General features: G+C 49.0%; 17 protein-coding genes. 6 read left to right on the top strand and 11 right to left on the bottom strand.

Going from position 1 to position 15,555, the window contains the following annotated elements; all coding sequences use genetic code 11:
• Positions 1-197: 197 nt before the first annotated feature.
• The 4 genes from EKM89_RS09120 to EKM89_RS09135 all read right to left on the bottom strand — a co-directional run bounded on the left by EKM89_RS09120 (position 198) and on the right by EKM89_RS09135 (position 4,580).
• Positions 198-467 carry a hypothetical protein gene (locus EKM89_RS09120; protein ID WP_125687845.1) on the bottom strand — a complete coding sequence of 90 codons (270 nt, stop codon included), beginning with the start codon at positions 465-467 and terminating at the stop codon, positions 198-200.
• A 146-nt stretch (positions 468-613) separates the two neighbouring features.
• A complete protein-coding gene (locus EKM89_RS09125) occupies positions 614-1,531 on the bottom strand; it encodes a sce7725 family protein (RefSeq protein ID WP_125687847.1) in 918 nt (305 codons plus the stop codon).
• Positions 1,528-2,220 carry a hypothetical protein gene (locus tag EKM89_RS09130; RefSeq protein WP_125687849.1) on the bottom strand — a complete coding sequence of 231 codons (693 nt, stop codon included), beginning with the start codon at positions 2,218-2,220 and terminating at the stop codon, positions 1,528-1,530. Before EKM89_RS09130 ends, EKM89_RS09125 begins: the two co-directional genes overlap by 4 nt.
• Entirely contained in the window at positions 2,217-4,580 is a 2,364-nt protein-coding gene (locus tag EKM89_RS09135) for an ATP-dependent DNA helicase (protein WP_125687941.1), read from the bottom strand. Before EKM89_RS09135 ends, EKM89_RS09130 begins: the two co-directional genes overlap by 4 nt.
• A 409-nt stretch (positions 4,581-4,989) precedes the next feature.
• Between EKM89_RS09135 and EKM89_RS09140 the strand changes: the two genes are divergently transcribed.
• Positions 4,990-5,253, top strand: a complete 264-nt coding sequence (locus tag EKM89_RS09140; protein WP_125687851.1) for an HPr family phosphocarrier protein — start codon at positions 4,990-4,992, stop codon at positions 5,251-5,253.
• A gap of 87 nt (positions 5,254-5,340) precedes the next feature.
• Here the strand turns inward: EKM89_RS09140 and EKM89_RS09145 are convergent, their stop codons facing one another.
• Both EKM89_RS09145 and EKM89_RS09150 read right to left on the bottom strand, forming a co-directional pair.
• Positions 5,341-5,700, bottom strand: a complete 360-nt coding sequence (locus EKM89_RS09145) for a hypothetical protein (protein WP_125687852.1) — start codon at positions 5,698-5,700, stop codon at positions 5,341-5,343.
• On the bottom strand, positions 5,693-5,992 hold the full coding sequence (locus EKM89_RS09150) for an AbrB/MazE/SpoVT family DNA-binding domain-containing protein (protein ID WP_225421862.1): 300 nt from the start codon (positions 5,990-5,992) through the stop codon (positions 5,693-5,695). Before EKM89_RS09150 ends, EKM89_RS09145 begins: the two co-directional genes overlap by 8 nt.
• A gap of 817 nt (positions 5,993-6,809) precedes the next feature.
• Here EKM89_RS09150 and EKM89_RS09155 point away from each other — a divergent pair.
• Positions 6,810-7,013 carry a hypothetical protein gene (locus EKM89_RS09155; RefSeq protein ID WP_125687854.1) on the top strand — a complete coding sequence of 68 codons (204 nt, stop codon included), beginning with the start codon at positions 6,810-6,812 and terminating at the stop codon, positions 7,011-7,013.
• A 143-nt stretch (positions 7,014-7,156) separates the two neighbouring features.
• Here EKM89_RS09155 and EKM89_RS09160 read toward each other — a convergent pair whose 3' ends face one another.
• Positions 7,157-7,507: a hypothetical protein gene (locus EKM89_RS09160; RefSeq protein WP_125687856.1), complete on the bottom strand. Its 351-nt coding sequence runs from the start codon at positions 7,505-7,507 to the stop codon at positions 7,157-7,159.
• 281 nt (positions 7,508-7,788) lie between these two features.
• Here EKM89_RS09160 and EKM89_RS09165 point away from each other — a divergent pair, with 281 nt between their 5' ends.
• The 4 genes from EKM89_RS09165 (at position 7,789) to pstB (ending at position 11,411) form a co-directional block, all read left to right on the top strand.
• Entirely contained in the window at positions 7,789-8,682 is an 894-nt protein-coding gene (locus EKM89_RS09165; RefSeq protein ID WP_125687858.1) for a phosphate ABC transporter substrate-binding protein PstS family protein, read from the top strand.
• A 181-nt stretch (positions 8,683-8,863) separates the two neighbouring features.
• Complete coding sequence (gene pstC / locus EKM89_RS09170) at positions 8,864-9,718, top strand: phosphate ABC transporter permease subunit PstC (RefSeq protein WP_318530998.1); 855 nt, start codon at positions 8,864-8,866, stop codon at positions 9,716-9,718.
• Positions 9,708-10,595 carry a phosphate ABC transporter permease PstA gene (pstA, locus tag EKM89_RS09175; RefSeq protein WP_125687862.1) on the top strand — a complete coding sequence of 296 codons (888 nt, stop codon included), beginning with the start codon at positions 9,708-9,710 and terminating at the stop codon, positions 10,593-10,595. The genes pstC and pstA overlap by 11 nt, the downstream gene beginning before the upstream one ends.
• A gap of 12 nt (positions 10,596-10,607) precedes the next feature.
• Positions 10,608-11,411, top strand: a complete 804-nt coding sequence (gene pstB, locus EKM89_RS09180; protein ID WP_125687864.1) for a phosphate ABC transporter ATP-binding protein PstB — start codon at positions 10,608-10,610, stop codon at positions 11,409-11,411.
• Positions 11,412-11,759: 348 nt separating this feature from the next.
• On the opposite strand, the gene EKM89_RS09185 is transcribed toward pstB, so the two are convergent.
• From EKM89_RS09185 to EKM89_RS09200, 4 genes are read right to left on the bottom strand one after another with little or no spacing between them, the layout of a single operon-like run.
• Positions 11,760-12,830 (bottom strand): ABC transporter substrate-binding protein, encoded by a 1,071-nt coding sequence (locus tag EKM89_RS09185; RefSeq protein ID WP_125687866.1) that lies wholly within the window; start codon positions 12,828-12,830, stop codon positions 11,760-11,762.
• Positions 12,827-13,630, bottom strand: a complete 804-nt coding sequence (locus EKM89_RS09190; RefSeq protein ID WP_125687868.1) for an ABC transporter permease — start codon at positions 13,628-13,630, stop codon at positions 12,827-12,829. The genes EKM89_RS09185 and EKM89_RS09190 overlap by 4 nt, the downstream gene beginning before the upstream one ends.
• Positions 13,627-14,451: an ABC transporter permease gene (locus tag EKM89_RS09195; protein ID WP_125687870.1), complete on the bottom strand. Its 825-nt coding sequence runs from the start codon at positions 14,449-14,451 to the stop codon at positions 13,627-13,629. Before EKM89_RS09195 ends, EKM89_RS09190 begins: the two co-directional genes overlap by 4 nt.
• Entirely contained in the window at positions 14,429-15,541 is a 1,113-nt protein-coding gene (locus tag EKM89_RS09200; protein WP_125687872.1) for an ABC transporter ATP-binding protein, read from the bottom strand. The genes EKM89_RS09195 and EKM89_RS09200 overlap by 23 nt, the downstream gene beginning before the upstream one ends.
• Between the last annotated feature and the right edge of the window lie 14 nt (positions 15,542-15,555).

The raw sequence follows: 15,555 nt of genomic DNA on the forward strand, positions 1-15,555 counted from the left end.
TGGGGCAGTGTGCCCCTTTTATTATACAGAAAATGGCGTCGACAGATTTCTCTATCAACACCAAATATCATAGAACCCTTTTATTTACGTCACTATGGTGCGCCATAAGGCAGTTTGTGCGCTTAACCTGACAGCAAAATGCGGCCAGTACCAGGCACAGTCCCTGCTATCATGTTAATGTTTGCAAACCAACCACCTTATGCGCCACGCTGACCTTTTTTATCCTCATGATAAGCGATCCGAATGGTGTCGACGACAAATGATGGGAGGCTAATTAAAAGATAAATAGCCGCTAGTCCATTGACTAGAATTGTCCACCAAAGGTTGCCCCCAACGAACCATGCAATGGCTTCCAGTGCGGCAATCGGCCAGAATAAGTAAGTCAAAAAGCGGCACCACTTCGAGTAATGCTTGGTGACACGGTTATAGCCCAACCAGTGAAAAATGAGCTTGCGATTAAGTTTCATGCTGTGGTTCCCCTTCCCCCAATGAATTTCAGTATAGCACAAGGGGTAGGCGAAGTGTATGAAGCCTGCACCTTAGCCAAAACGGTCCCACAACGAGCATAATTGCCGGCAGTTAGGGTGTGGGAATCTCTTGCTGTATCTAGGTTTTAACAAGGATAATGTTCTTTAAAGTAAGCCGCCATTGTCAGCAAATGGTGCTCCAGGCTGAGCCGTTTGACGATGCCTAGCCCCGGAAAGTGCTGTGTGTCGTGGTATGCGGCCAAAGCCAGTGCTGCTGGTGTCTGAATCGCCGCTGACTGTTCTGGCAACCACGCCGCTAATTTTGCCACTGCTTGGAAGAATTTTTCCTTGGGATGACGATAATCGTCACGGTCATCGGACACAAAGCGGTGAATCCGCAACTGATCACCGGCAAAGTAAGTCAGGTGCAGGGTGACTGCACGGGACGGGTAGCCGTGTTCGCTGTAGTGGGCGCCGCCAATTGTGTAATCGCTGACACTGGAATAGCCGTCAAGGATGGCGGCTTGCCAGTCCTCACTGAAAAAACCATCTTCAATGTCAGCATAGCTGCGGTCGTGCTCAGGAATCCAGGCGTGGTCGAAAAGACTACCGGTTGGTCGCGTGAGTAGCTGACGAATCCGAGCCTCCGGTGGCACTAAAAGGTAGGTCGGATCGGCCAGCCAGCCAGCGTGCTTGGCGGCGACAAGTTCGTCGTACTGTCGGGCTATCAGCAGTGTTTGTTGCGTGGGCGAAGGCTGCAAGTCACTAGGAATGGTAGTCGGCGTCAAAATGTGACCAATGATGAGGTTAGAATTTTTCACATACGGTTGCCAGTCATAGAGTTTCTGCTGCGTCAGTGCATAATCACTGACGGTCGGATTAGCAATAATGACAAGTGGCTGGTTGTATTCCACGAAGGCCGCTACGGTTTGGGGGAGCGTGCGAATGTCGCGAACGGGCTCAATAATCGGAATAATATTTCGAGGAAGAATGTGTTGTTGGGCAATGTTTTTCAGTGCCAGCAGGTCATATTGGCGACCACGAAAGTAAGGAAAATAGATCATGGGCGGCGCTCCTTAAGTTGGTCTTGAAGCTCGTGGCGTTCTAGGTTGAGTGCATCGATTTCGCTCTGAAGGGCCGTGACCGCCGCAGATTGGGTGTCATCGATGAATTGGTCGTAGAAATTAGCATCAGGGTCGTAGACATCATAGTGTTGATGGCGTTTCTTCAACTCTTGATACAAGCGTTCGGTACTGTACTGTTTGAGACCGGTCGCCATTTGCTTAGCTTTACCGACTTCTCTGGCCTGCGAAGCGATGAAGCGGGTGGTTAGTTCCGATTCGGGAACCTGTAAGTCTTGGCGGCGTGGGGGTCGCGTGACTGTCAAATACCCCGGCGTAGTGGGCGCCTCAGTCGCCGTGGCCAACATCTCTGGGTCAAATGGACGGTAGATCAACACGCCGATATGTGCAGGAATCTCGGCGGCAACCGCTTGATATAACTTTAGGGGTAGGACAAAGTAGTTGTAGTGACCGACAAAGGAGAGCTTGGCCTTGGAGTGAAAGTCGCTCTTGGTGACCTTTAATTCGTAGCAGCGCCATTCAATCGTCTTATCTGCTAATTCCTGGTAGCTTAAAGTGTCGACGATGCCAGCGTCATCTGGCATGGTGACCTCCTCGACGGCAAAAGCTCCGGCTTCGCGGCAGTAGGCATAGAGGGTGGCTTCCATGGCCAATGTTAATTTTGTCTTCATTGTGAGACCTCCTGGTGCCAAAAGTTCTGAACGGCAGTCGGCAGCTGTTCCGGCCGGTAGATGCGGCGGAAGTGCTGCCAGTGACGGGGATAGAGCTGTGTGTAACGCGGACTAGCGAAGCGTTGATCCATCAGTAAAATGATGCCCACATCGTGAGAGCCACGAATCAACCGGCCGGCTGCCTGAAAGACATTGTTCAGTCCCGGTAGTTGGTAGGCATACGCGAAGCCGTTGTGTGCGTCTTGGTCAAAATAATCGCGAATCAGATCAGTCTCGGGATTGATGCCTGGCAGACCGACGCTGACGATGCCAACACCAATCAGTCTGTCGGCCTTCAAGTCGATGCCTTCAGCGAAGATGCCACCAAGCAGGGCGAACCCCACCAGTGTTGTGTCCGGGTTAGACTGAAAGTTGGCTAGAAATGCTGTCCGGTCCGCTTCGGCCATTTGTGCTTGCTGGCTAACGGTCTGAATGTACGGATAGGCCATGGCAAAGGCCTGACTGACATCGAGAAGGTAGTGGTAGGACGGCAGAAAAATTAGGTAGTTCCCGGTTTTGCCGTCGACCAACGTCTTAATGGCCAGCAGAATGTTGGCGAGGTTGGCATCGCGCTGCTTATAAGTCGTTTGGATATAGGTCGTGACTAGAATCTCTTGATGGCGCGGTTCAAAGGGAGAATCGAGGCGGTAGGCCAGACTCTCCTGATCGCCACCCAACACCGTTTGGTAGTAGTCCATGGGAGAGAGGGTCGCTGAGAACAGAACGGCACCATGGCCGAGGGCCAGACTGTCGGCGAGAAAGGCGCTGGGGTCCAAGCAGAGTTCCTTTATCATGATATTACCGTCGTCGATTTCTAAGCGCATACGATAGGTGTCGTCGTAATATTCTCCGATCCGCTGATAGCTGATGGCGGTGAAATAGTAATCGAGAATGGCCTGGGTAAAAGGTGTCTGCGGTTGGTCGACCAGCCAATCATGAATGGCTTCGACCAGGCGACCGAGGTCATGTTCAAAGTTTTCGGGTGGCGTGAGAAATGTGCTGTCCGTGCGACCGTCCGCAAGCAGTGGCGCACAGACATCGTCAAAGGTGGCGCGTAGGTCGGTCAGGCGGCGATGTAATTTTTTACTAGCCTGTGGTAGGTCGCGACTCACTTCAACCAAATGGTCGAGTGGTTGGCTGCTGATGGCTGCAGAATACATATCTCGCGAGCGACTGACCAGGTTGTGGGCTTCGTCGATCAGGAAGAAGTTGTCTGGGTCCTCGGTCGCAAAGAAGCGTTGCAAGTGGACTTGCGGGTCGAACAGGTAGTTGTAATCGCCAATGATGACATCACAAAAAAGACTAGCGTCGAGTTGAAATTCAAACGGATCCAGCGTGTGTTTGCGCGCGTAGTCTTCGATAACTGGTCGCGTGAGTTGGTCGTTGTTTTCAATTAAGTCCAGCAACGCCGGTTTGAGCCGGTCGTAATAGCCAAGCATATAAGGGTTCTCTTCGGGTAACAGGTCGGCCTCTTCGGGAAAGACGATTTTTGCCTTGGCGGTGAGCGTGATACTCTTAAGCTTGAGTCCCTGACCGGCCATGAGGGTAATGGCTTCCTCGGCGACACGGCGGGTACTTTGCTTGGCAGTTAGGTAGAAAATTCGTTGAATGACACCTTCACCGACAGCCTTAATGGTAGGAAAAAGGGTGGAAATCGTCTTCCCAGTTCCGGTCGGTGCCTCGGCAAAGAGCCGTTTACTGGTAAGAATGGTCTTGTAGACGGCCACTGCCAGCTCCCGTTGGCCGGGGCGGTAGTGGTCGAAGGGAAAGGTGAGTTGCTTAATCGTTGGATCACGTCGGTCGCGGAGGTCGGAACGAAATTTAAGCCAAGTGACGTACTCGGTAATGACCTTGTCGAAGAAATCTTTCGCTTCGGTACGGGTAATAGTTTGATTGGTTTGCGTGGTGGTTTCGGTGTTGGTCTGGAAGTAGGTCAGTGTGAGGGTCACGGCGTCGAAATCAGCTTCTTTCGCCATTAAAAGATAAGCGTAAATTTTGACCTGCCCCCAGTACAGGGTTAGGGTGTTGTCGCTAAGCTGGTCGAAGACGGTCTCTGAAGTCTTGATCTCTTCGATGCTAGCACCGTCCGCGGTCAGTGTGACCCCATCGGCGCGGCCATGAAGGAGATAGTCGTTGTTATTTAGTGTGAGCGCTTTGTCGAGATAGTATTCCTTTTGATAGTCGGCACCGCGTTGCTTCTGTAGGCGACGGTGAATCTGCGCACCGAGTAGTGCCGTGTTTTGACTACCGGATGTGCTGCTGAGGTCCCCAGTTCGTAAGGTGAACTCCACCAACTCCCGGACACCTAATTTAATGGTCATCATGCGTCGCCTCACTTTCTAAGTTCTGTTGTTTGCAAATGGCCGCCTCCGGCTATGATTGTGCGCTGCTACGATAAAGGTTATGACAGAGATGATGTCAATTGTGTCATGTGGTGGCCCAAATATTGCGGTAGAAGGTAGGTTGATTCAGTAACCGGTTAGTTTTCGGCGTAGGTAGCGTTTGAATAACACTTACTGATAAACAACAGGTGCCAACTATGAGGAAGACTGCGGGTGTCCCCACGGTGTGGTATCTGATACACACCGTTTGTTTCGCACAATCGGTATCATACCATAGATTGGGCGAAGTTTGAACGCGCGTTCGGCTCGAATTATTTCTTGTGAATTTTTTAGAAAAGTATTGGCACCAGCCATGTAATCGCTTACAATAGAACCAGAGGTGATCACGATGAAAACGATTGGCTTTCCTTTATATGAAGTAACGCCCCCAGTTGACGAAGCAGCCGCTCTAAAGCAAATCTGTTCGCGCTACACAAGTACGGCAACGATCAAGGTTCGCGACGTCGAGCTCAACCCGCAACTCCAACATGAAGTGGCCCAGCTATCTAAGTATGGCGGTAAATTCATTCAAGTGGTTGCGGATGGCCCAGATGAAGCACAATTAGCAGCCGCGATTCATCAGCAGTTGGCAAAGGATCAATTTTGTTATTAAAGAGAAATGATAGAGGGCTAGGTCAATTCCTAACTCTTTTTTTATTAAAAAAAATCCCCCTAAAGTTATAAACTAAAGGGGAACTAGTTAGTCCTGGTTATTTCGAACGCGCTTAACAAATTTAAATAATTCGATCTGATCGGGCTTGGAGAATTTACCGATAGGTGAGTTTTGAAGCATATACTCAGTTGCTAATGCATATGCTGTGTGTACATCTACATATGACATTTTATCTAGACCCGCTTCGCGCCAAAACTTGATAGGGTAATAAAACCGTTTGATGTCTTCTGACTTATTCTCGTACTTAGACGTAATCTTGTAGACAGTCGACTGCTGCCTATCAATCATTACCAGAAGTGCTGGTCGTGTTTTAAAAGTCTTCCCATCATCATAGGGAACAGCAGCAACCACTATATCCATGAGATGAAACTGGGTATCGTTATTCATCGTCATCCATCCAGGATGCAAAGGTTGGTGACTTAGTGGAATTGATAGTGCCGTCATTGTTGAATACTACTTGCTCGATGGGGCCTTCGGTAACTAAGTTGGCCCAATCCAGTGCAGTAGGTGCTTTTTGAATCTTGATTTCGTCATTTTCGTTTAGGGACAGTTGGAGAGTGCTGCCTTCTGATAAATCAATTTTTTTCCGAATATCAGCCGGAATAACGATTTGTCCTTTAGTAGATATTTTAACTTCAAACGTTTTTCCGGTAAGATTTTGACTCTTTTTTTCCATCATGACAATTACCTCCTTTATTTAATACCGCGTTTAAAAGGTAATGATATCTTACGTCTTACTGTTTTACCTTAAGACATTATAATCTATGTTAGTGGAACATGCTAGTTTTGTGCATCGTCCCCCTCCTTGAGTACGTAATCTGTACGGTGTTATTAGTGGATGCTGGCAGTTTTGGTAAGTGTAATTGGAAGGGTAGTTTGAAAGGATATATAGCTGAACTTGTGGTAATAAGTGAAGTTAAATGAACATCTTGACCAGCACGTGTTCAAGGGAATAGGCTAGCGTGTTATTAACAATGGCTTCAATATAGCTTTCGTGACGATTAGCATGTCTACTCCATTTAGCCCGTAGTTGCAGAAACTCATTAGTGTATTCCATCAGAGACCAGACTAAAACGGCCGAATCATTAGCTGACTTGGGATTTTTCAGTTCTCCCGGGGTAAACTGCGATGCCGGTCCTATTCTGACTGATATCAATTCCAATAATTATACGATTGTTCCTATCACTACACCAATTCTTCCGAAGTTTTCACAATAATTTTAATAAACTAGTTTTCAAAATTCGGTTTCAAGAACCTAAATATTTTGAATGCATTAATTAAAACCAGGGAAGCGGCTATTTTTTAGTTCGGCCTCAAGGACCTCAAGAGCCCACAGCCTGTCTTTACTACCACTGTAGTAAATAGAGGGCACAAGAGCATCCCGCCGGACAACTGTTATGTCTCTAAGCTTAGTATTTCTTTAGTTGGGTCTCACTTGACGAACGGTAAGGGATTCGCTAAGCTCGGTTTAGATTGTGTGAAGGGAGTCACCACATTTGGACGAAGCGAAAGTAGCACGACTGTGTCAGATTGCCCCCAAGTACGGTCTGACGTTGGCACACGAGGGATTGATCATCACCGAGGTCAATGGCAAGGCCACAAGCTTGGATACGACCAAGTATATGCCGGACCAATTTATCGATCTGTTGGCGCAAATCATTGCGACAAATATGAAAGCCGATTTATGGCAGTGGCAGTAACGACAAGCGGGGTTCATTTTAACATGGCAAGTTATGATGGCCCACAGCTAAAAATACGAGAGAAGATTTCGGGTCACCGCAATGGCGATTGGAAATTTTCTCTCGTATTTATTTTGGTTTCAATTAGAGTAATGCTAACGAGGTTAGGATTCTTCCCAACGATCGAAGTCCTGCGTGTGGCTAGCCAGATAGGCGATGGCTTCAGATCCCAGCGCTTCGCTGTCAGCTGTGAAGTCGTGCTTCTGGTCGCCTTCGTCAGCATCTGCTTCGTCGCGTAAAAAACCTGCCGCTAAGTCGAGATACTTGGTCCGACGCCCAGCACCGTCGTCCTTAAATAAGCGATCTAGGCCTGTCAAATCGGTTTTAGCTGCCGTTGCAACCTTCTGGGCCAAATTTGGTTGTTTCCCCAATTTTTCGGCTGCATAATCCATGAGAAAATCATTCATATCAACGATAATAGCGTGTCGTTCTGCGCGTTCATTCTTATTTGCCACTTCTGGTCACCTCTCAATCTTAATTCTAGTCATTTACTGGGTAAGACGCAATTAATCCCCCATAGTTGTTGGAACAATCGTGTTTGGGGGTTAACTACCTGGAATATCAAAAATAAATCAGAAATCCGGCAACATTTACCGAAAATTTACACGAATGCGACGAAGAATATATATTCATCGCTTAGAATCAAGGTTGTAAGTTAAGGGGAGGCACCACGAAGATGCTTAGCTTACGAAGTGGTGGTTCTACTATACTTAAAAAAAGACATGGAGTGACAGAGATGAATAAGGGATCAAAGTTAGCAATGGGGATTGCAGCACTTAGTTTACTATTAGTGGGTTGTGGCAAGGCCACGAGCTCATCCAGTAGCAAAGGCAGTAGTAGCGAAGCACTATCCGGCAAGGTGACAGCGGTTGGCTCGACTGCCTTACAACCATTGGCAGCAAAGGCCGGCGCCAACTTCACCGCTAAGAACAGCAAGGTGACTTTAACGGTTCAAGGTGGCGGTTCCGGGACTGGGTTGAGTCAAGTTCAAGCTGGTGCCGTTTCTATCGGGGACTCTGACATTTTCGCTGAAGAAAAAGACGGTATCAAGGCTGACAAGTTAACGGATCACAAGGTAGCCGTTGTGGGAATGGCCCCAGTTGTCAACAAGGATACCGGTATCAAGAACCTGAAGATGGCGCAATTAAAGCAAATCTTTACGGGTAAGATCACTAACTGGAAAGAAGTCGGTGGTAAGGACCAGAAGATCGTCATCATCAACCGGGCCCAAGGTAGTGGGACACGGGCAACATTTGAAAACGCCGTACTGAAAGGTACTGACGCTGTGAAGTCTCAAGAACAAGATTCTAACGGTGCTGTTCAAAAGATTGTGGGTTCTACACCAGGTGCAGTAAGTTACTTAGCTTTCTCTTACTTCACGAACAAGCTCCAAGCCGTTTCCATCGATAATGTAACGCCAACGGACAACAACGTTGAAACGAACAAGTGGAAGATCTGGTCTTACGAACACATGTACACTAAGGGCACGCCTGACAAGGCAACGACTGCCTTCCTGAAGTACATGGACTCCAAGACGGTTCAAGACAGCTTGGTTAAGGACATGGGTTACATCAGTATTCACGACATGAAGGTCGCTAAGGATGCTAAAGGTACCGTTACGCAAAACTAATTTTTAAAAATAGTCGTTTGTCACATGGGTGGAGGTGCGGTTGTAGCGCCTTCATCTTTTTTTAAGGGGGAGTCAACTTATGGAACAAACCAATTTTCAACTGAAAAAGCAAGACGCCCAATCCCACGACGAATGGGATGCCCGCCTGCACCGGGCAACTCGCGCAACCCGTGAAGATTGGATGGGGCGCGGCATCAGTTATCTCTGTATCGGCGTGATTATCTTGGTGGTGGCGTCTATGCTCTGGTTCATTACATCAAAGGGGATTGCCACATTCACCCAGAACCATGTGAGTCTGTGGAAGTTCCTATCTGGGACTAACTGGGCACCTGATCAAGGCCAAATCGGTGCTTTACCGATGATTGTTGGATCGTTTGCTGTTACCTTCGCCGCTGCTATTGTGGCGACACCGTTTGCGGTTGGAACTGCCATCTTTATGACGGAAATTTCACCCAACAAAGGGCGTAAACTGCTACAACCCGTCATTGAACTGCTGGTGGGGATTCCTTCAGTCGTTTACGGATTTATCGGTCTAGCCGTAGTTGTACCATTTATGCGGCATTTAGTTGGGGGTTCTGGATTCGGAATTATTTCCGCAACCTTCGTCCTTTTCGTCATGGTTTTACCAACGATTACCACGATGACGGTCGATAGTTTACGCGCCGTTCCGCGGCATTATAAGGAAGCTTCATTAGCTTTAGGAGCAACACGGTGGCAAACCGTTTCACGAGTGATCTTACGTTCTGCGACACCCGGGATCTTGACCGCTGTTATCTTTGGGATGGCGCGAGCTTTCGGTGAAGCCTTGGCCGTACAAATGGTCATTGGAAACGCGGCAATTATGCCTAAAAACCTGATCTCACCAGCCTCAACTCTGACTAGTCAGTTAACGACTGGCATTGGGGATACCATTGATGGTACGTTGCCAAACAACGCCCTGTGGTCCTTAGCGTTGATTCTGTTACTCATGTCATTATTCTTCAACGCACTAGTTCGATTCATCGCTAAGAGGGGGCAATTAAAGAATGGGCGCTAAACGTACAGATTTTATCGCGACGGTCATCATTGATTTGATTGTGGCCGCGGTGGTTGGTATCCTGGTCTTCTTATTGGCCTACATCTTAATTTCGGGATTACCTCACGTGAGCTGGTCATTCCTAACGGGAACGACCGATGCTTTTAGTGGTGCTGGTGGTATTGGGGTGCAACTGTTTAATTCCTTTTACCTATTAGTTCTGACAATGTTGATTTCCATTCCCATTTCCTTGGGTGCGGGAATCTATTTGGCAGAGTACGCCAAGGACAACTGGCGGACGAGCTTGATTCGTTCTGCTATTGAAGTTCTGAGTTCATTGCCATCCGTGGTGGTGGGACTATTTGGGTTCCTGCTGTTCGTGGTGAAGTTCAAAATTGGTTTCTCTGTTATCTCTGGAGCGATTGCGTTGACGTTCTTCAACTTACCACTGTTGACGCGGAATATTGAAGAGTCGCTGAGTGCTGTTCCCCGTGACCAACGGGAAGCCGGACTGTCACTGGGTTTGTCCAAGTGGAAGACTGAAATCGGAATTATCCTGCCGGTCGCGTTACCAGGAATTGTGACGGGAATCGTGTTGAGTGCTGGTCGGGTCTTTGGTGAAGCGGCTGCCTTAATCTACACGGCCGGTCAAAGTGCCCCAGTCACGAACTTCTCAGACTGGAATCCGATGGATCCGGCGAGTCCGCTGAATCCCTTCCGGCCTGCTGAAACGTTGGCTGTTCATATTTGGAAGGTCAACACGGAAGGATTGGCGAGCAATGCGGCGCAGTTGTCTGCCGCTGCCTCAGCCGTACTGATTATTGCTGTGTTGTTATTCAACTTAGGTGCCCGAGTATTGGGAAACTTTCTCTATCGGCGCGTCACGGCCAGCAAGTAAGGAGGAGCTGCTATGTTAAAACAATATTCATTTGAAAAAACTGCCGTGCAGACCTTCCCCGACAACGTATCTTTAGCGATGCGAACGGAAAACTTGCAGGTCTTTTATGGCGCGAACCATGCGATGCACGATGCTGACCTAGGTTTTCCTAAGAATCAGATTACCGCATTGATCGGCGCGTCTGGTTCCGGGAAGTCGACCTATCTGCGTTCTTTGAATCGGATGAATGACAATATCGCTACCGTGACTGGGAAAATCTGGTATCACGGTGTCGATATCAATGAGCCCAATGTGAACATTTACGAGATTCGACGCCACATCGGAATGGTTTTTCAACGACCAAACCCATTTGCCAAGTCGATTCGCGAAAACATTGTGTACGCATTGAAGGCAAATGGTTTTAAGGGCAAAGCGGAATTAGAAGAACGGGTCGAAACGAGTTTAAAGGGGGCGGCCCTATGGGATGAGGTCAAGGATAGCTTGGATAAGAGTGCCTTGGCGTTATCTGGGGGGCAACAACAGCGTCTATGCATTGCGCGTTCGATTGCCATGGAACCTGACGTTTTACTTCTAGACGAACCTTGTAGCGCGTTAGACCCCATTTCAACGGTGAAGGTTGAAGAAACACTGTTGGAATTACAAAAGAAGTATTCAATTATCATCGTGACTCACAACATGCAACAAGCCGCACGGGTCAGCAGCCAGTGTGCGTTCTTCCATCTCGGTCACGTGATGGAGTACACGCCAACTGCGACAATGTTCAGTAATCCTCAAATCCCGGCAACTCAGGATTACATTTCCGGGAGCTTTGGATAGGCGTTTGAAAATCAAGTGATACGAAGGAGTCGCGGCGTAACGCTCGGCTCCTTTTTACTTACAACTGAAGATTGAAATTGACGTACACAATCAGAGCCGGAGCGCGATCAGTATCACTAGTTACACTTAAAAATGGCACTGACAATCTCTGAAAATCAGATGATGTCAGTGCCATTTTATTTTACAATGATTAGTGATATGACTGCAGGCTGAATTGAAAGCATACGGTACACGAGAAATTCAACGTGTGCTAGGGTAATGCACAATCATAGCCGGCGGTGTTAGGATGAACCGCCCCTGTAGCAGGCGTAGTCCGCAGAAGCCGTAGGCATACAGATTTCCGCTAGCCTAGTGGTGCATCTTGAATTCCAGATAGCGGTCGTTGTACAGTTCGACGATATTCGGTGACAAGTCACGATAGACCTGCAAGTGATCGATGGTCTTCTGATCCGGATAGAATTCTCGGTCATCACGAATCGATTTAGGTAGCAGCGCCTTAGCTTTCTTGTTTGGTGTCGCGTAACCGATGTATTCCGCATTTTGGGCGGCGTTCTTCGGTTCGCTCATAAAGTTTAAGAAGGCATAGATGGCGTTGTAGTGTTGGGCCGTCTTGGGGATGACCAGATTGTCGAACCACAAGTTACTGCCCTCGCTTGGCACGACGTAGTGGAGGTGGCTGTTGTTGGCCAGCATTTCTGCTGCTTCCCCCGACCAATCCACGGCTAATGGTGCCTCATCTTGGATCATGTACATCTTAATTTCGTCAGCAACCACGGCTTTTACGTTGGGAGCTAGTTTGTTCAGACGTTTTTCGGCGGCCAGTAAGGTCTGGGGATTGGTTGTGTTCATTGACTTGTGCAACGTGACCAGTGACATGCCCATGATATCTCGGGCCGAGTCAATCAGCATGACCTTGTCACGGAACTTCGGTGACCATAAGTCGTCCCAGTGCTGGACCTCACTGGCTTTGACCATCTTATCGTTGTACACGATTCCCAGCGTGCCCCAGAAGTAAGGCATGGAATAACGGTTGCCACGGTCGAACGATTGATTGAGAAATTGTTGGTCAAAATTCCCCCAACCGGTCAGCCGGCTCTTATCTAGTGGCTGTAACAGGTGGGCACGTTTCATTTTCGAGACCATGTATTCACTTGGTACGGCTAAATCGTAGTGGGTCCCCCCCTGATTGATTTTGGTGTACATGGCTTCGTTGCTGTCGAAGGTCTCGACGTTCACGTGGTAGCCCGTTTCCTTTTGAAATTTGGTCAGGAGGTTGGGGTCAATGTAGTCGCCCCAGTTGTACAGGTTGAGAACCTTACTGCCAGTGCTCCCACTGGACTTTTCCAGCGACTGACTGGCGTAGGCCAAGAGTCCACAGACGGTGAGTAGGCCCAAGATTAAGCTAAGCAAACGTTTCATGAGGCCACCTCCCGTTTACGGTGTTTACGTTTCTGGCTGGCCTGTTGTATCCAATAGTAGCCGCCGACCAGTAATAGAGAGAAGAGGAACATGACACCGGACAGCGCGTTGATCTCCAGGTTGATGCCTTGGCGTGCCCGCGAATAAATTTCAACGGACAGCGTAGAAAAGCCGTTCCCGGTGACGAAGAAGGTGACTGCGAAATCATCTAGTGAGTAGGTCAGTGCCATGAAAAAGCCCGCGAAAATTCCGGGCGAGATAAAAGGAATAATGACCTGCGTCAGGAGCTGACGGGTCGTCGCCCCCAGATCTTCCGCGGCGTCTAGCATGGCGGATGACATCTCCCGCAGACGGGGGAGCACCATCAGTACCACGATGGGAATTTCGAAGGCAATGTGGCTCATCAGAACCGATCCAAATCCCAGCGGAATTTTGAGCATCGTGAAGAAAATCAGGAAGCTAGCCCCAATGATGACGTCGGGTGAGACCATCAGCACGTTGTTAAGCGTCAGGAGAGACTCGCGCGTGACGCGTTTAGTCGTGCGGTTGATTCCCAGCGCTCCCAACGTGCCAATCAAGGTGGCAATCAATGATGACAATAAGGCGACTAGCAGCGTGTTAGCAACGATGGCCAGCATCCGCGCGTCACTGAACAGCGTCTGGTAATGCCGCCACGTGAAACCGTGATAGTTGGTCATCGTCTCCCCCTGACTAAAGGAGTAGACAATTAGAAAGACGATGGGGGCGTACAGCACGGCAAAGACTAAAATCAGATAAAGGTTAGCTAATTTTTTACTCATCGTGGGGCGCCTCCCTTCGGTTTCTGGTCACCAGTCAGCGTCATGACGATGATCATTGCGACAATCAGGATGACGCCAATCGTGGAGCCCATCCCCCAGTTCATGGTAGTCAAGAAGTGTTCCTCAATCGCGGTCCCCAGGGTGATGACCTTATTGCCGCCAATCAGGCGGGTCAACATGAAGAGAGAGAGCGAGGGGATGAAGACGGCTTGCACACCGGCCTTGACCCCGGGGAGCGTTAAGGGAAAAATAACCCGACGGAATGTCTGCCAGTTGCTGGCACCAAGGTCGCGACTAGCATTGACAAAGGCCGGATTCAAATCGTCGATCGCGTTGTAGATTGGCAGAATCATAAAGGGAATCTGAATGTAAGTCGCTACAAAAATGAAGCTGGCGTTAGTGAACAGAATCTGTTGTGGGCCAATGCCAATGAAGGTCAAGAATTGGTTGGCGAGACCGGCCTGACTGAAAATACCGATGAAGGCGTAGGCCTTGAGCAAAATGTTGATCCAAGTGGGCAAAATGACCAGTAGTAACCAGAATTGGCGGTGTTTGAGCTGATGCAAGAAATAGGCGGTGGGGTAGCTGATGAGCCCGGTGAAGAGGGTGATTAAAAACGCGTACCACACGGAATTCAGCGTCATTTTAAGATAGGTTGCTGATTGAAAATAAGTGCTGTAGTTCCCCAACGTGAAATGGTGACCGAGGTCAAAGAATGATTGGTAAATGATCAACGCGACCGGGGCGATGACAAATAGTGCCAGCCACAGGCCATAGGGGATGAAATACAGCCAAGTTTTACGTTTCGTCACTGCTCTCATCCTCCTCCCCCTCGTAGGTTTCTAGGCGGGCATCGAATTCGGCTTCTTTTTCGCCGAAACGCATGACGTGGAGGTCCTGTGGCCGGAAGGTGATGCCGACACTCTGACCGTCTTCGGCCGGGTTGACGGAATGAATCAGCCAGTCGTTACCGAGGTCGTCGGTCGCCGCAATTTCGTAATAGTCACCACGGAAAAGCTGAGTGTCGATGGTCACAATCAGCTTAGCGTTAGTTGGCTCGGTCAGTGTCAGGTCCTCAGGGCGAATCACGATTTCTACGGCCTCGTTCGCTGGAATTCCGGCATCGGCACATTCGAATTGGCGACCACCAAAGGTCACTTGGAAGTCGTCTAGCATTTTACCGGGCAAAATATTGCTCTCACCAATGAAGTCCGCAACAAAATGATTGATAGGCTCATCGTAAATGTCGACGGGCGTGCCACTCTGAAGGACCTCCCCCTGGTTCATGACGAAAATCTCGTCGCTCATAGCGAGGGCTTCTTCCTGGTCATGGGTCACGAACAGGAAGGTAATCCCGAGTCGTTGCTGCAGGTCACGCAATTCATATTGCATTTCACGGCGCAACTTGGCGTCCAACGCGGAAAGGGGTTCATCGAGTAGCAAGACTTTTGGCTGCATGACAATGGCCCTGGCAATGGCAATTCGCTGTTGTTGCCCCCCAGACAACGCACTGATCTCCCGGTCGCCATAGTCAGCGAGTCGGACCAGTTTGAGGGCGTTGGCGACGCGGGTGGTGATTTCTTTTTTTGGTGTCTTTTTAAGGGTCAGGCCAAAGGCAACGTTTTCCGCTACGGTTAAGTGCGGGAAGAGTGCATAGTCTTGGAAGACGGTGTTGACGTTGCGCTTGTTGGCGGGGACGTCGTTGATGCGCTTACCAGCGAACAGAACGTCCCCCGTGGTTGCATCGGTAAAGCCAGCGATAGTCCGTAAAATGGTCGTTTTACCGCAGCCTGACGGTCCGAGTAGTGTGTAAAATTTGCCGGACTCTAGCGTAAGGTCAATATTCTTTAAAATAGTCGCGTCACCGTAACGCTTGGTGACGTGGTGAAGCGCAATGATGGGTTGTGTCATCAGGCTACCTCCTC

The organism is Levilactobacillus fujinensis (assembly GCF_003946335.1).
In the GTDB taxonomy this organism is placed as follows: Bacteria; Bacillota; Bacilli; order Lactobacillales; family Lactobacillaceae; genus Levilactobacillus; species Levilactobacillus fujinensis.